The following is a 14,133-nucleotide window of genomic DNA, read 5'->3' on the forward strand; positions in this document are numbered from 1 at the left end:
GGCAGAGCTGCGAGCACTTTCGGACCGAATGTCGACTCTCACGGTGTCAGAGTCGACATTCGGCACGAAACTCCACCCCTACCTCGCCCCCAACTCCCGCAGCACTGCCTCCAACTGCTCCACCGCCCAGTCCAGGTCTCCCGGCTCGACCACGATCGGTGGCGCCAGCCGAATCGTGGACCCGTGGGTGTCCTTCGCGAGCACCCCGCGCTCCATCAGCAACTCGCACACCTCGCGCCCGGTCGCGAGCGACGGGTCGATGTCGATGCCCGCCCAGAGTCCCGCGCCGCGGACCTCCATGACGCCGTGGCCGATCAGGCGGGCGAGGTCGCCGTGGAGGCGGCGCCCGAGGAGTTCGGCGCGTTCCTGCGGCTCACCGGTGGCCAGCAGCCCCACAACGGCGCGGCCGACCGCAGCGGCCAGCGGGTTGCCTCCGAAGGTCGAACCGTGCTCGCCCGGGTGGATGACGCCCAGCACATCGCGGTTCCCGACCACGGCCGAGACCGGGACGATCCCGCCGCCGAGCGCCTTGCCGAGCAGGTAGAGGTCGGGCACGACCCCGACCAGGTCGCAGGCGAACGTCGCCCCGACCCGCCCGAGCCCCGACTGGATCTCGTCGGCGACCAGGAGCACGCGGCGCTCGTCGCAGAGCGCACGGACCGCGGGCAGGAAGCCGGGAGGCGGGACCACGACACCGGCCTCGCCCTGGATCGGCTCCACCAACACCGCGACCGTGTCCTCGTCGATCGCGTCGGCCACAGCGGACGCATCCCCGTACGGCACGCTTCGGAACCCCGGCGTGTACGGGCCGAACCCGTCGCGCGCGTCGGGGTCGTCCGAGAAGCTGACGATCGTCGTCGTCCTGCCGTGGAAATTGCCCGCCATCACGACGATGTTCGCGCGTCCGTCCGGCACGCCCTTCACCCGGTAGCCCCACGCCCGCGCCACCTTGATCGCGGTCTCTACGGCCTCCGCGCCGGTGTTCATCGGCAGCACCATGTCCTTGCCGGCCAGCGCCGCGAGCTCGGTCGCGAACGGGCCGAGCTGGTCGTTGTGGAACGCGCGGCTGGTGAGCGTGATCCGGTCGAGTTGCGCCCGTGCGGCGTCCAGCAGCAGCGGGTTGGAGTGGCCGAAGTTGACGGCGGAGTACGCGGCCAGGCAGTCCAGGTAGCGGCGGCCGTCGAGGTCGGTCACCCAGGCGCCCTGGCCTTCGGCGATGACGACCGGAAGCGGATGGTAGTTGTGCGCCGCGTGCTCGTCCTCGAGCGCGATCGCCTGCGCCTGGCGCTCCGTCGGGGCCGGGGTGTTCGGGTGGATGCGGTGGGCGACGGTGTCGGCCATGGTCGTCCTCTCTGGGTCGTGCGGCACGTCAGCGTGCCGCCACCGAAGCTGGGAGCTAGTCTCACACGCGGATGTCAGCGATTGGCTGCGTCTTCACGCACGAAATCGCCGCATCTGCTTCCAACTCACAGCATTCGTGCGCGCCAGCGGGCGGATGCGCAATCCGCCTCACCGCCGCGCTCATCCGTTGCGCGATCGCGCACGATTTCGGCGTAACCTCCACCTCCGCGCAACGATTCACCGTATGCTTGCGCCGTGGACAACCTTGATCGCAGCATCCTCGACCTGCTCCGTCAGAACGCACGCGCCGGTTACGGCGACATCGGCGGGGTCGTCGGCCTGTCCGCTTCCGCGGTCAAGCGCCGGGTCGACAAGCTGGTCGCGGACGGCGTCATCCGCGGCTTCACGATCCAAGTGGATCCGGCCATCGACGGGATGAGCACCGAGGCCTACGTCGAGCTGTTCTGCCGCGGCACCGTCTCGCCCGAGGAGCTGCTGCGCATCCTCTCCGCGGTCCCGGAGGTGGTCGACGCGGGCACCGTCACCGGCAGCGCCGACGCGATCGTCCACATCCGCTCGCGCGACATCCCGAGTCTGGAGGCCGCGCTCGAGAAGGTGCGGCTCGCGCCGAACGTCGACCACACCCGCAGCGCGATCGTCCTCTCCCGGCTCATCAACCGCGGCAACGGCTGACGTCGCGGAGGCCGAGCGGACCGACGAGAACGGCGGCATGGACGTGGGCTCGCTCACGTCCACGATGGAGGAAACCTGACGACCGTTCTGCGAGAACATTCAGCCGACGTCAAGCGTCCGACGCCCCGATCCGAGCGCGACCACGGCGATCAGTGGCACGATGGGCGCATGAAGCTGCTCGTTGTCGAAGACGATCCGGACATGGGAGGCCTCGTCGAGCGGGGGCTCGCCGCCGAAGGATACGACGTCACCCTGGTCACCAACGGCGTCGACGCCCTCATCGCGCTCCGCGGGGACTCGTTCTCCGCCGCCGCGATCGACGTCATGCTGCCCGGGATGAGCGGCTTCGAGCTGTGCCGGCACATCCGGGAGGCCGCCAACCCGATGCCGATCCTGCTCCTCACCGCGCGCGACGCCATCGAGGACCGCGTTCACGGCCTCGACTCCGGCGCCGACGACTACCTCACCAAGCCGTTCGCGTTCGCCGAACTGGCCGCCCGGGTGCGCGCGCTGCTGCGCCGGGAGCCGAGCGGGATGCGGCCGCAGGTCAGCGTCGGCCGGCTCACCATCGACTCGCACGAGCACCAGGCGCTGGTGTCCGGGCACGAGATGCCGCTCAGCCGCCGGGAGTTCACTCTGCTGCGGCTGTTCGCCACGAACCCGGACAAGACGCTGTCGCGCGCCGACATCCTCGAGTCGGTCTGGGGCACGACGGACAACATCGGCACCAACGTCATCGACCAGTACGTCTCGTACCTGCGCAAGAAGCTCGACCTGGCCGGGGCCGGCCTGTCCATCGTGACCGAGCGCGGCCGCGGCTACCGGCTCGACGCGAAGAACGCACTGGAGTCGAAGGCCGACAAGGCCGACGCGAAGACGACGTCGGAGACGCCGGCGCCGTGACCTGGCTGCGGCGCCTGTCGATCACCGCGCGCATCACGATCGGCAGCCTCATCGTCGCCACCCTGTTCGGCCTGGTCGCGGTGGTGGTCATCCGGGTGGGAGTGTCCTCCATCCTCCACAACGCCACCGTCACCCTCCTCAACAACGACGTCACCGCACCGGCAGCGTCGGTGCTGGCGAACCCGTCCGGGCCGTTCGACCTCCCTGGCGGCGGCCAGGAGCTCGCCATCGTCGACGCGAACGGCGTCATCCTCGACTCCACGCTGCCGGCGGCGCTCGAGAACCGGATCGGCCACCTGCTGTCCTTCCCACCCTCGGCGACGACCGTGCAGATCGCGGACGACACCTACGAGGTGCTCGTGAAGCCCGTGATCACCAAGCGCGGAACCATGCACGTGGTCGCCGCCCGCAACGACGAGACGACCTCGCTCATCCTCGACCGCCTCACCCTCGCGCTGCTGATCGGCGCCGGTGTGCTCATCTTCGGCTTCGGCGCGGCGTCATGGCTGCTGGCCCGCACGGCGCTCAGACCGGTGAGCCGGATGCGCGAGCAGGCCGACCGGATCGCCGGCGGGGAGCCGACAGGGACCGACGACGCCGCCGGGCTGCTGACCGTCGGCCCCGCCCAGGACGAGCTCTCCGAACTGGCGACCACGCTCAACGACCTGATCCGTCGCCTCCGCGCGTCCGCCGACCGCGAGCGGCAGATGGTGTCGGACGCCAGCCACGAGCTGCGGACACCGCTGGCCGTGCTGCGCGGACAGCTGGAGCTGGCCGAACTGGACGCGGGCGATGCGGACGCGCTGCTCGACGACATCCGCTCCTCGCACTCGACCGCCCTGCGGCTGGGCACGCTCGCCAACAACCTGCTGGAGCTGTCCCGGATCGAGGCCGGCCCCTCCAGCGGCCGGATCGACTGGCGCACGCTGGTGGACGAGCTGACCGACGCGATCGACCGCGCGCGGCTCCTGGTCAGCAGCGCCGAGGACGACGGCTCGATCTCGGTGGACTTCGAGTACGACCCCAAGCGGCGCCCGAGCGCGGACGCCCGCGTCGCGCTCTCGCCGACGGACTTCGGGCGCATCCTGGACAACCTCCTCGGGAACGCGATCACGGCGATCCGCAGCAGGGACGCGCGATCGGACACCGGGCCGGTGCCGCGATCGGGCGATACGGTGGACGCCACGTCGGTCGAAGTCGTGCCGCGGGAGGCTCGCCCGGCCACGGTGGAGGATGTCGTGAGCGCCGCGCTGCGCGTGGAGGCGGGCTGGGTGGTGCTCACCGTGCACGACTCGGGGCCGGGGATGCCGGAGGACTTCATCCCGGTGGCCTTGGACCGCTTCACCCGCGCGGACGGAGCCCGCACGACCTCCCGCGCCGGTGGCGGCGGTGGGCTCGGCCTGGCGATCGTGGCGGCGCTGGCAGGGGCGGCGGGAGGCTCCGTCCAGCTCGCGAACGCGCCGACCGGCGGCCTCGTGGTGACGGTGCGGCTGCCGCTCGTCCGGGTCTGACGCCGGCCGGCGCGCCCGCGTCAGTGCCCGGTGTGGTCGGAGTCCACTCCCGCGTCGGGCCCCTCGTCCAGGCTGTCGATCGCTGCGAGGTCGTCGGCGTCGAGCGCGAAGTCGAAGACCGCGAGGTTCTCTGCCATCCGCTCGGGGTTGCGCGACTTCGGGATGGCGACGAGGCCGTTCTGGACGTGCCAGCGGAGCACGATCTGCCCCACGCTGCGGTCGTGCTTCGCAGCGACCTCCGCGAGCACCGGCGCCGCGAGCAGATCGCCCGAGCCGCCGATCGGGCTCCACGACTCGGTCACGATCCCGTGCTCCACCCCGTACGCGCGCTGCTCGCGGCGCTGGATGGCCGGGCTGAGCTGGATCTGGTTGATCGCCGGCGTCACGCCGGTCTCGGCGATCAGGCGGTCGATGTGGGCGGGCTTGAAGTTCGAGACGCCGATCGCGCGCGCTTTTCCGCTCTGCTGCAGGCGGATGAACGTCTCCCAGGTGGAGACGTACTGGTCGCGACCGGGCAGCGGCCAGTGGATGAGCAGCAGGTCGACGTAGTCGAGCCCGAGCCGGTCGAGGCTCGCGTCGAGCCCCGCGACGGCGCGGTCGTCGCCCTGGTAGCCGCCGTCGAGCTTTGTCGTGACGAACCAGTCCTCCCGCGGGAGGCCGCTGTCGCGCACGCCGCGCCCGACGCCGGTCTCGTTGCCGTACTTGGCCGCGGTGTCGACGTGCCGGTAGCCGAGCTCCGCCGCCGCGACGACGGCCCGTTCGACCTCGGCGTCGTCGAGCGGCCAGGTCCCCAGGCCGAGTTGCGGGATGCTGGTCCCGGAGTCGAGAGCGATCGCGGGCACGGCGGGTGTGGACGGATTCTCGGTCATGCGACCCAGCGTAGCCCCGGGTAAGGTGGCGCTCATCGGAAGGAGTGCCATGCCCGCCACACCCCCGGACCCCGACGCCGTCGCCCTGGCCGTGGAGGCCGCGATCGAGCGCGAGGACCTCCCGGAACTGCGCCGCTTCGCGGACGCCGGCAGCTCGGACGCCGCCGACGCACTGGTCGAACTCGCCGCCGAGCGCGGCGACCTCGATGAGCTGCGCCGCCTCGCCGCCCTCGGCAACACCGACGCCGCCGACGAACTCCTCGAGCTGGAGGAGGAAGAGGAGTAGCCGACTGGGCCGTCCCCCTCGGCCCCTAGATCACCCCTTCCGAGAACGTCGTCGGGTTGCCGAAGCGATGGTTCGTGATCGAGATGGCCTGCTCGTGGAGGAACGGCAGCACTTCGACCCGTCCGGAGGGGTGACCGCGCCGCTGTAGATCGCGACATCCGGCGTCCCGCCGAGAGCCGTCGCGAGCGCGACCGGGTCGCCGCCGATGAGGCGGATGCGGTGGGCCGTGATGCGGCGGCTGCGCACGCGCGACAGCCAGTGCTCGTCGCTCTCGACCACGACCTCCACCTCGCGGGCCTTCAGGAGCTGCTGCGTGCCGCGGGGCAGCGCGATGCTCGTGCTCACGGTGAACGCCGACCGGGCGACCGTGGCCGCCGCCATCACGCGCAGCAGGTCGGGGAGGTCGCTGCCCTCCGAGAGCCGGATGGCGACCGGGACCGGCCGGTAGCGGAAGATGTTCCGCTCCACCCCGAGGCCGGAGACGTCCTTCGCCTGGTGGTACTCGGTGGCCACCGCGATGGCGTCGCTGAGCGCCGAACGGCGGACGAGGTCGAACGCGGGGTAGTCCATCGACGACTGCCCGGATTCGATCAGGTCCTGGACGCGGGGCTCCAGGCCGCGCAGGTGGAGGCTGGAACTGGACGCGCCGGACTCGGGCTGCCAGGAGCCGAGTCCGAGCAGGTAGTTGGGGCCGCCCGCCTTGGTGCCGGCGCCGACCGATGAGCGCTTCCAGCCGCCGAACGGCTGGCGTCGCACGATCGCACCGGTGATGCCGCGGTTGACGTAGAGGTTGCCGGCCTCGACCGTGTCGAGCCACTGCGCGAGTTCGTCCGAGTCGAGCGAGTGGAGGCCGGCCGTGAGGCCGTACTCGATCGCGTTCTGGAACCGGATCGCCTCCTCGAGGGTGCGCGCGGTCATGATCCCGAGCACCGGCCCGAAGAACTCGGTGAGGTGGAAGTAGGTGCCGGGCTGCACGCCGGTACGGATGCCCGGAGACCAGAGCCGGCCGGTGTCGTCCAGCGGGCGCGGTTCCACGAGCCACTCCTCGTCGGCGCCGAGGGTGGTCAGCGCGTGCAGGAGCTTGCCCGACGCGGGCTCGATCAGCGGCCCCATCTGGCTCACCGGGTCCTGCGGGTATCCGACGCGCAGGCTTCTGGTCGCGTCCACCAACTGGTTGCGGAAGCGCTCCGACCGGGCCGCCGAGCCCACGAGGATGACCAGGCTCGCCGCCGAGCACTTCTGCCCGGCATGGCCGAACGCGCTCTTCACGATGTCGGCCACTGCGAGGTCGTAGTCGGCGCTCGGCGTGACGATGATGGCGTTCTTACCACTGGTCTCCGCGAGCAGCGGGAGGTCCGGCCGCCAGGAACGGAACAGCTTGGCGGTCTCGTACGAGCCGGTGAGGATGACGCGGTCCACGCGCGGGTCCGCCACGAGCTGACGGCCGAGGTCGTTCTCCGCGACGTCGACCAGCACCAGCAGCTCCTGCGGGATGCCGGCCTCCCACAGCGCCTCGACCATGACGGCGGCCGCGCGACGCGCCTGCGGAGCCGGCTTGATGACCACTCCGCTGCCCGCGGCGAGCGCCGCCAGGACCCCGCCGGAGGGGATCGCCACCGGGAAGTTCCACGGCGGTGTGACGACCGTCAGCGCGGAGGGCACGAACACCGCGCCCTGCACCGCGTCGAGCTCGCGCGCGAGCGACGCGTAGTAGTGCGCGAAGTCGACCGCCTCGCTCACCTCGACGTCCGCCTCGGCGATCGTCTTGCCTGTCTCGCTGGCCATGACTTCGATCAGGCGATCGCGGTTGGCCTCGAGCGCGTGCCCCGCCCGGTCCAGGGCGGCTCCGCGCTCGGAGCCCGGCCGGGTGCCCCACGCGGCGCCCGACGAGCGGACGGCGGTCAGGATCCGGTCGAGGTGACCGGCGTCCACGACCTCCGCGGCCGCGATGGTCTGCGCGCCCAGGTCGCTCGTGGCCGAGCGGGCCAGGATGCGCCGCCCCCACGCGCGGTTCGCCGCGAGCGACGGGTCGGTGTCCGCAGTGTTCTGGAATCCAGTATTCTGGAATCCGGTCGCGGCGGCGCCCGGGACGGCAGGCGATGCCGCCGGCGGCTCCAGCGTGATGCCGCCGGCCCCCGGGTGAGTCCGAGCACGACGCTGGTCAGCCCCTGCTCGGCCGGTCCGCCCGCGCCGGTGGCACCACTGAGCGGCGCCTCCGCGTCGACCGCGGGCGGCCGCGTGAACGACTCCGCCGTCTCCTGCTCCCACTCTCGCGAGCGGTCCTGCTGCCGGCTGGGTACAGGAGCCGCGCCGCGCGGCGCGGCGTCCGCCGTCAGCTCCGCGACCGACGCGAGGAAGCGATCCCGTTCCCGGTCGAACAGTCCGCGATCCGAGCCGAGCTCGAACACGGCCGACATGAAGTTCTCCGGGCTGGCGTTCTCCTCCAGGCGGCGGATGAGGTACGAGATCGCGACATCGAACTCCGCCGGGTCCACCACGGGTGTGTAGAGGAGGAGCTGCCCGACCGTCCGTTTGACGGCCTCGGCCTGCTCCGTGGCCATGCCGAGCAGCATCTCGAAGTCGATGCGCCCGGTGACGCCGCGGTACGAGGCGAGCAGCCACGCGTACGCGACATCGAAGAGGTTGTGACCGGCGACGCCGATCTTGACGGCGTCGGTGTGCTCCGGCGTCAACGCCCAGTCGAGGACGCGCTTGTAGTTGGTGTCCGTCGCCTGCTTGCTGCCGTAGGTCGCGAGCGGCCAGCCGTGGATCGCCGCGTCCACCCGCTCCATCGCGAGGTTCGCGCCCTTCACGACGCGCACCTTGATGGGCGCGCCGCCCTGGGCGCGACGCTGCGCCGCCCATTCGGTCAGCCCTTGGAGCGCATCGAGCGCGTCCGGCAGGTACGCCTGGAGGACGATCCCCGCCTCCAGCCCGATCAGATCCGGACGGCTCAGGATGCGCTCGAAGACCGCGATCGTGAGGTCGAGGTCGCGGTACTCCTCCATGTCGAGGTTGATGAACTTGGGCGACGGCGAGGCCGCGGCCAGCTCGTACAGAGGCGTCAGCCGCTCGACGACCCGGTCGACCGTCTCGTCGAACGACCACATCGAGAGCTGGGAGGCGATGGAGGACACCTTGATCGAGACGTAGTCCACGTCGTCACGGGCCAGGAGCGCGCGGGTCCCCTCGAGCCGCCGGGCGGCCTCCTCCTCGCCCAGCACGGCCTCGCCGAGCAGGTTCAGGTTGAGTCGCGCTCCGTGCCCTTCCGGGTCGTTCGGCGAGCGCAGGTGCGCGATGGCGGGCCCGAGTTTCTCGGGCGTCGCGTCCACGACGAGGTGCCCGACCATGCCGCGCAGCACCCGCCGGGCGATCGGGATGACGACCCACGGAATCACCGGCCCGAAGACGCCGCCGAGCCAGATGGCGGCGCGCATGTACCAGGGCAGGAACGCCGGGATCTTCTTGGCGACACGCTGGAGGTTGTACCCCGCCACGAACAGGTCCTGCGGACGGGCCACACCGTCGACGAACCCGACCGCGAAGTCGAGGCCGTGCGGGTCGCGCAGTACTCCCGCCAACCGCTCGGCGGCCGGATCGCGCGGGGCGTCCTGGCCGCTGCGGGCGCTCTCGGCGAGCCAGCGCCGGACCAGTTCGACGGCCTCCTGAGCCAGTTGGGCGGGCGGCACCTGGCCGGCGGCGTGCGCGCCGGCCACAGGCGCGCCTGGCGCCTCGGTCCGCAGCGTGGCCGCGTCGTCCGTGTCTTCAACCATGTCCACGACTGTATTCCTCGCTCCTGGGGCGACGCGGGAAGTCCGGGGATCCGTGGACAAGTCGCCGTCGCCGATGCCTGTGGATACATTCTCGACGTGGTTTATCATCGGCAATAGCGAACGTTTCCGAACAATATTGTTCATCAAGACCGAATGGTTGGCATGCTCGACATCCGCAGGCTGCGACTCCTCCACGAGCTGAGGATCCGCGGCACGGTCACCGGCGTCGCGGCGGCCCTCTCCTACAGCCCTTCCTCCGTCTCCCAGCAGCTCGCCGCGCTGGAGCAGGAGGCCGGCGCCGTCCTCCTCGTGAAGTCCGGTCGCCGCCTGCAGTTCACCCCGCAGGGCGAGCTGCTCGCCCAGCGCGCCGCCGCCATCCTCGACGCGCTCGACTCGGCGCAGGCCGCCGTCGCCGGCTCCAGCGCGACCGCCGCCGGGGTCGTCCGGGTCGCGGTCTTCCAGTCCGCGGCCCACGCCATCCTTCCCGCGGCCGTCGCCGCCCTCGCCCGCGACTACCCCGAGCTGCGAGTGGAGGTCACCGAGCGCGAGCCGGAGCAGGGCCTCTTCGACGTCTCCGCACGGGACTTCGACCTCGCCGTCGCCGAGCAGTACCCCGGCAGCACCAGGCCGCTCCGCGCCGACCTCGACCGCACCGTGCTGGCCGCCGACGGCATCCACCTCGCCACCTCGGACATCCGCACCGCGCGCGTCCGCGCGAGCTCCTCACGGAGGCCGCCGACCTCCCGTGGGTGCTGGAGCCGGAGGGGACGGTGTCGCGCACCTGGGCCGTCCAGCTCTGCCGCGCTGCCGGCTTCGAGCCGGATGTGCGCTTCGAGACGGCCGACCTGGTGACACACATCCGGCTGGTCGCGTCGGGCAACGCGGTCGGCCTCCTCCCGGACCTGGTGTGGGCCGGTGCGCGCCCCGAGGTCGCGCTCCTCCCCTCCCCGGGTCGCCCCGGCGCACCATCTTCACGTCGGCGCGGCGGTCGTCGGCGTCGGCCCCCGGCGTGGTGGCCGCGCGCCGGGCTCTGGCCGAGGCGGTGCCGCCGGAGCACGCGCCCTAGCAGAGTGCCAGTCAAACAGTTCCCACAAAGAAGACCTCGGCGTGGTGACCGCCGCGATCAGGCTGTCGCGCCACGAATGGCGGCGGCCACCAGCATTGAGTAGGCCTCAGCGCACGTCGACGCTTGCCAGCAAGGCGCATATCCTCAGCGCGCGAGTCAATCGCGCATACCGCGGGGCGGAGTGATCGCGGAAGGCATACGACGGATCTTCCACGCGGGACAGCCGCCGCGTGCTACCGGCGGGTGTAGGAGGGGCGCAGCATCTTCCTCATGTCGCGCATCGCGCGAGTCCTGGCGCGCCAGAAGAAGCGCCTGGCTGTCTCGGTCTTGAGAGACGGGTTGATCGGCTCCCGGAGCAGGTCACCCTCGCCCATAGCGATCAGCTCGCGGAAGAGCGTGTAGACGGGCGGGATGCGGTCGCCCGGGGGCGCCGCGAGCATGCGGGTGAGCAGCCGGCGGTCGTTGTATGGGGTGAACACCTCCTGGGCGATGTCCCATTCGAGCTGGCTCTGCGCCTGCCAGGTGCCGATCTGGTGCTCCCAGTGGAACAGGAGGTCCAGGTCCCAGCCCAGCTCGCGCGACACCGGCATGCTGGCGTCGTACCAGCGCTGCACCGACTCGACGATGAAGGGCACCGTTTCCCAGTGCGGGATGATGTCGAGGATGTCCTTGACCGAGCGGATGTCCAGCGGGAGACCGTCGGTGTTGTAGTAGCAGCGCACAAGCTCGGCGATGTTGCCCTTGACCCCGACGAATCCGGGCGGGAAGGCACGGGACAGCCCGTAGGCGATGGTCGCGTCGTTCGGGTGGGCCATCGGGGAGTTCGCCCGGTAGTGGTCCAGGAACGCCTTCGGGGGCGGTGTCTTGGCGTCGAAGACGTGGTGCTCGTGGTTGAGGCGGCCGAGGATCGAGCGCGGGATGGCGAGGTCCGGCGATCCGTTTTGAAGCCACCGGTAGAGCATGGTGTACGTCCAGATCCCGTCCAGCTGCGTGCTGGCCGCGGACAGCAGCGAGCGCGAGTCCACGCCGCACGTCAGCGGCAGCGCCAGCGAGAACCGCTCCTTGGCCGCAGCGATCGACGCGCGCAGCATCCCGAGAGCCTCCGCCGCGACGTCTTTGGTCGCCGAGCCGCCGATGCGCAAAGGCTCGACCGGCCAGTACCGCTCCTGTCTGCGCTCGCCGACCTTCAGCACGTGGTTCGGAGTCAGCCGGTCGACGTCGTCGAACAGAGTGGTGTCGGCGGTCAGGTGGTCCTCGCGGACGTTGATGCCGTAGTACGAGGTGATGTACTGCTGGTAACGCTTGCCGCGGGCGACCGACGCGACAAGGGAAAGCAGGTTCGACTGGGAGGCAACGTGGAACCCGTCGACGTAGGTGTACTCCGCGGCCCGCAGCCCGCAGGGATCGTGCATCGCCTCGATCTCGTCGCCGTCGAAGACGAATAGCACGAAGCGGCCGGACAGGTCGGAGAAGACCGGCCAGAATCGTCCCTCCCGGCGCGCGGTGGCGAGAGTCGCGAGGATGTCGGCATCCCGGGCCCGGGGCCGGTCGCGGTCGATGGCATAGCCGAGGAGCAGCAGGACAACACCCGACTCGTTGTCCTCATGTACCGTGACACCGAGTTCGGGGTGGCTGTAGAGGGTATGCCCCGGCACGGAAACTACCGGCCAGCCGGGAAGTTCGTCCGTCTTTCCCGATGTAAGGAGGAACTGGCGACGGAACGTCAAGATGTCATCGTTCAGCATAAACCATTATTATACTAGATTTATCCGGTTTTCTACGCCCTGGGCGGAGGCCTTCTCGAGCCGACACATCTAGCCTCTGGCACTTGACACTCTAATGCTAGCGGGGCGGACGACGAGGCGAGTGCCGGTGTTCGCTCCCCGGGTGAAGGTCACCGAGCCCGAGCCCGAGCGCATCCCGTAACCCTGGACGCGCTTGCGTCGGGCTGCGCACGATCACATGGCGCTGAGCACGATCACAACGGCTCCGGGACCGGCACATAAATCCGCGTGAGCCGCGCCCGTGCCTTCCAGAACTCCAGCGCCCCTCATAAGCTCGAAGCCATGACCGAACCCGTATCCGCCCCCGCCGCGAGCCACGATGTCGTGATCGTCGGCGGCGGGCACAACGGCCTCACCGCCGCCGCCTACCTCGCCAAAGCAGGACGCAGCGTCATCCTGCTCGAACGACTGGACGACGTCGGCGGCGCCGCCGTCAGCGCCCAAGCGTTCCCCGGCGTGGAGGCCCGGCTGTCGCGGTATTCCTACCTCGTCAGCCTTCTGCCGCAGCGGATCATCGACGACCTCGGCCTCGACATCCGGCTGGCCCGGCGACGGTACTCCTCCTACACGCCCGTTCCCGGCGACCCCGACGGCGCCGGCCTCCTCATCGACAACACCGACGCGGAGGCCACCGCCGCGTCCTTCGCCCGGATCGGCGCCGCCGAGGACGCCGAGGCGTTCGACCGCTTCTACGAGTCGACGGGCGCCGTGGCCCGCGCGCTCTGGCCGACCGTCACCGAACCCCTGCTCACCCGCAGCGAAGCGAAGGCCCTCGTCGGCGACGACGAGCTGTGGGACGCGCTCATCGAGCGCCCGATCGGCGGCTTCATCGAGTCGCGCCTCCGGAACGACCTCGTCCGCGGCGTCGCGGCGACGGACGCGCTGATCGGCACCTTCGCCAGCGTCGACAGCCCCGACCTCTCCCAGAACCGCTGCTTCCTGTACCACGTGATCGGTCAGGGCACCGGCGAGTGGGACGTCCCGGTCGGCGGCATGGGCTCCGTCACCGGCGAGCTCGCCCGGGTCGCCCGCGAGGCCGGCGCACGCATCGTCACCGGCGCAGAGGTCACCTCCATGAGCCCGGACGGCTCCGTCTCCTACACGCGCAACGGCCACGAGCGCCGCGTCGACGGCAGCACCGTGCTCGTCAACGTCGCCCCCGACGTGCTCGACGGCCTCCTGGGCGAGCCCGCGGACCCGCCCCGCACGCGCGCCGAGGGCGCTCAGGTCAAGGTCAACCTCCTCCTGAAGCGGCTTCCGAAGCTGCGCGACGCCTCGGTGGACCCCGCGGCCGCGTTCGGCGGCACGTTCCACATCAACGAGACGCTGACCCAACTCGAGTCCGCGCACGACGGGATGCTGCGCGGCGTGATGCCGGAGCTGCTGCCGTGCGAGATCTACTGCCACACGCTCGCGGACCCGAGCATCCTGGACCCCGAGCTCGCCGAGAGCGGAGCGCACACCATCACGGTGTTGGGCCTGCACACCCCCGACCGCTGGCTGACCGAGGCCAACAACGACGCAACCCGCCAGCGGCTCCAGGACGCCGTGCTCGCCTCCCTGAACTCGGTGCTGGCCGAGCCGATCGAGGGCCTCCTGCTCACGGACGGCGACGGCAACCCGTGCATCGAGACGAAGACCACCCGCGACCTCGAGCACGCTCTCAACATGCCGGGCGGCAACATCTTCCACGGCCCGTTGTCCTGGCCGTTCGCCGAGGACGGCGACGATCTGCGCACGCCGGCCGAGCGCTGGGGCGTCGCGACCCGGCACGGGCGCATCCTGCTCTGCGGATCGGGAGCCCGCCGCGGCGGCGCGGTGAGCGGGCTCGGCGGCCACAACGCGGCGATGGCGGTCCTGGAGGGCTGATCCGGCGCCTGCGAGGACTGGAAGGACTCGCACACGAC

The 14,133-nt window shown here is 70.9% G+C and carries 12 protein-coding genes; 7 read left to right on the forward strand and 5 right to left on the reverse strand.

The window, feature by feature from the left end; translation table 11 throughout:
* Window positions 1-78 precede the first annotated feature (78 nt).
* On the reverse strand, window positions 79-1,341 hold the full coding sequence (gene rocD / locus ACR5MH_RS14430; RefSeq protein WP_431347833.1) for an ornithine--oxo-acid transaminase: 1,263 nt from the start codon (window positions 1,339-1,341) through the stop codon (window positions 79-81).
* 255 nt (window positions 1,342-1,596) lie between these two features.
* Between rocD and ACR5MH_RS14435 the strand changes: the two genes are divergently transcribed.
* From ACR5MH_RS14435 to ACR5MH_RS14445, 3 genes are all read left to right on the forward strand, one after another.
* Window positions 1,597-2,034, forward strand: a complete 438-nt coding sequence (locus tag ACR5MH_RS14435; protein WP_431347834.1) for an Lrp/AsnC family transcriptional regulator — start codon at window positions 1,597-1,599, stop codon at window positions 2,032-2,034.
* Window positions 2,035-2,202: 168 nt separating this feature from the next.
* Window positions 2,203-2,937 carry a response regulator transcription factor gene (locus ACR5MH_RS14440; RefSeq protein ID WP_431347835.1) on the forward strand — a complete coding sequence of 245 codons (735 nt, stop codon included), beginning with the start codon at window positions 2,203-2,205 and terminating at the stop codon, window positions 2,935-2,937.
* Window positions 2,934-4,448 carry a sensor histidine kinase gene (locus ACR5MH_RS14445; protein ID WP_431347836.1) on the forward strand — a complete coding sequence of 505 codons (1,515 nt, stop codon included), beginning with the start codon at window positions 2,934-2,936 and terminating at the stop codon, window positions 4,446-4,448. Before ACR5MH_RS14440 ends, ACR5MH_RS14445 begins: the two co-directional genes overlap by 4 nt.
* A 20-nt stretch (window positions 4,449-4,468) precedes the next feature.
* Here ACR5MH_RS14445 and ACR5MH_RS14450 read toward each other — a convergent pair whose 3' ends face one another.
* On the reverse strand, window positions 4,469-5,317 hold the full coding sequence (locus ACR5MH_RS14450; RefSeq protein ID WP_431347837.1) for an aldo/keto reductase: 849 nt from the start codon (window positions 5,315-5,317) through the stop codon (window positions 4,469-4,471).
* A gap of 49 nt (window positions 5,318-5,366) precedes the next feature.
* On the opposite strand from ACR5MH_RS14450, the gene ACR5MH_RS14455 reads away from it, so the two are divergent.
* Window positions 5,367-5,603, forward strand: coding sequence for a hypothetical protein (locus ACR5MH_RS14455; RefSeq protein ID WP_431347838.1), 237 nt, complete (start codon window positions 5,367-5,369; stop codon window positions 5,601-5,603).
* A 30-nt stretch (window positions 5,604-5,633) separates the two neighbouring features.
* Here the strand turns inward: ACR5MH_RS14455 and ACR5MH_RS14460 are convergent, their stop codons facing one another.
* The gene (locus ACR5MH_RS14460) at window positions 5,634-7,535 is read right to left on the reverse strand and encodes an aldehyde dehydrogenase family protein (RefSeq protein ID WP_433861882.1); all 1,902 of its coding nucleotides are present in this window, start codon (window positions 7,533-7,535) and stop codon (window positions 5,634-5,636) included.
* Complete coding sequence (locus ACR5MH_RS14465; protein ID WP_433861883.1) at window positions 7,505-9,376, reverse strand: proline dehydrogenase family protein; 1,872 nt, start codon at window positions 9,374-9,376, stop codon at window positions 7,505-7,507. The genes ACR5MH_RS14460 and ACR5MH_RS14465 overlap by 31 nt, the downstream gene beginning before the upstream one ends.
* 162 nt (window positions 9,377-9,538) lie before the next feature.
* Between ACR5MH_RS14465 and ACR5MH_RS14470 the strand changes: the two genes are divergently transcribed.
* A complete protein-coding gene (locus ACR5MH_RS14470) occupies window positions 9,539-10,228 on the forward strand; it encodes a LysR family transcriptional regulator (protein WP_433861884.1) in 690 nt (229 codons plus the stop codon).
* A complete protein-coding gene (locus tag ACR5MH_RS14475; protein ID WP_433861885.1) occupies window positions 10,126-10,545 on the forward strand; it encodes a LysR substrate-binding domain-containing protein in 420 nt (139 codons plus the stop codon). The genes ACR5MH_RS14470 and ACR5MH_RS14475 overlap by 103 nt, the downstream gene beginning before the upstream one ends.
* A 130-nt stretch (window positions 10,546-10,675) precedes the next feature.
* On the opposite strand, the gene ACR5MH_RS14480 is transcribed toward ACR5MH_RS14475, so the two are convergent.
* Window positions 10,676-12,187 carry a hypothetical protein gene (locus tag ACR5MH_RS14480; protein WP_431347840.1) on the reverse strand — a complete coding sequence of 504 codons (1,512 nt, stop codon included), beginning with the start codon at window positions 12,185-12,187 and terminating at the stop codon, window positions 10,676-10,678.
* Between the two features lie 321 nt (window positions 12,188-12,508).
* On the opposite strand from ACR5MH_RS14480, the gene ACR5MH_RS14485 reads away from it, so the two are divergent.
* Window positions 12,509-14,095 (forward strand): phytoene desaturase family protein, encoded by a 1,587-nt coding sequence (locus tag ACR5MH_RS14485; RefSeq protein WP_431347841.1) that lies wholly within the window; start codon window positions 12,509-12,511, stop codon window positions 14,093-14,095.
* Window positions 14,096-14,133: the final 38 nt, after the last annotated feature.

It is taken from the genome of Streptomyces sp. L7 (assembly GCF_050990935.1).
GTDB lineage: Bacteria > Actinomycetota > Actinomycetes > Actinomycetales > Microbacteriaceae > Leifsonia.

Bases quoted from the DNA above. Each gene is read 5' to 3' on its own strand.
- ACR5MH_RS14455 (WP_431347838.1), top strand. From the start codon at position 5,367: ATGCCCGCCACACCCCCGGACCCCGACGCCGTCGCCCTGGCCGTGGAG.
- ACR5MH_RS14450 (WP_431347837.1), bottom strand. From the start codon at position 5,317: ATGACCGAGAATCCGTCCACACCCGCCGTGCCCGCGATCGCTCTCGAC.
- rocD (WP_431347833.1), bottom strand. From the start codon at position 1,341: ATGGCCGACACCGTCGCCCACCGCATCCACCCGAACACCCCGGCCCCG.
- ACR5MH_RS14480 (WP_431347840.1), bottom strand. From the start codon at position 12,187: ATGCTGAACGATGACATCTTGACGTTCCGTCGCCAGTTCCTCCTTACA.
- ACR5MH_RS14485 (WP_431347841.1), top strand. From the start codon at position 12,509: ATGACCGAACCCGTATCCGCCCCCGCCGCGAGCCACGATGTCGTGATC.
- ACR5MH_RS14470 (WP_433861884.1), top strand. From the start codon at position 9,539: ATGCTCGACATCCGCAGGCTGCGACTCCTCCACGAGCTGAGGATCCGC.
- ACR5MH_RS14465 (WP_433861883.1), bottom strand. From the start codon at position 9,376: ATGGTTGAAGACACGGACGACGCGGCCACGCTGCGGACCGAGGCGCCA.
- ACR5MH_RS14440 (WP_431347835.1), top strand. From the start codon at position 2,203: ATGAAGCTGCTCGTTGTCGAAGACGATCCGGACATGGGAGGCCTCGTC.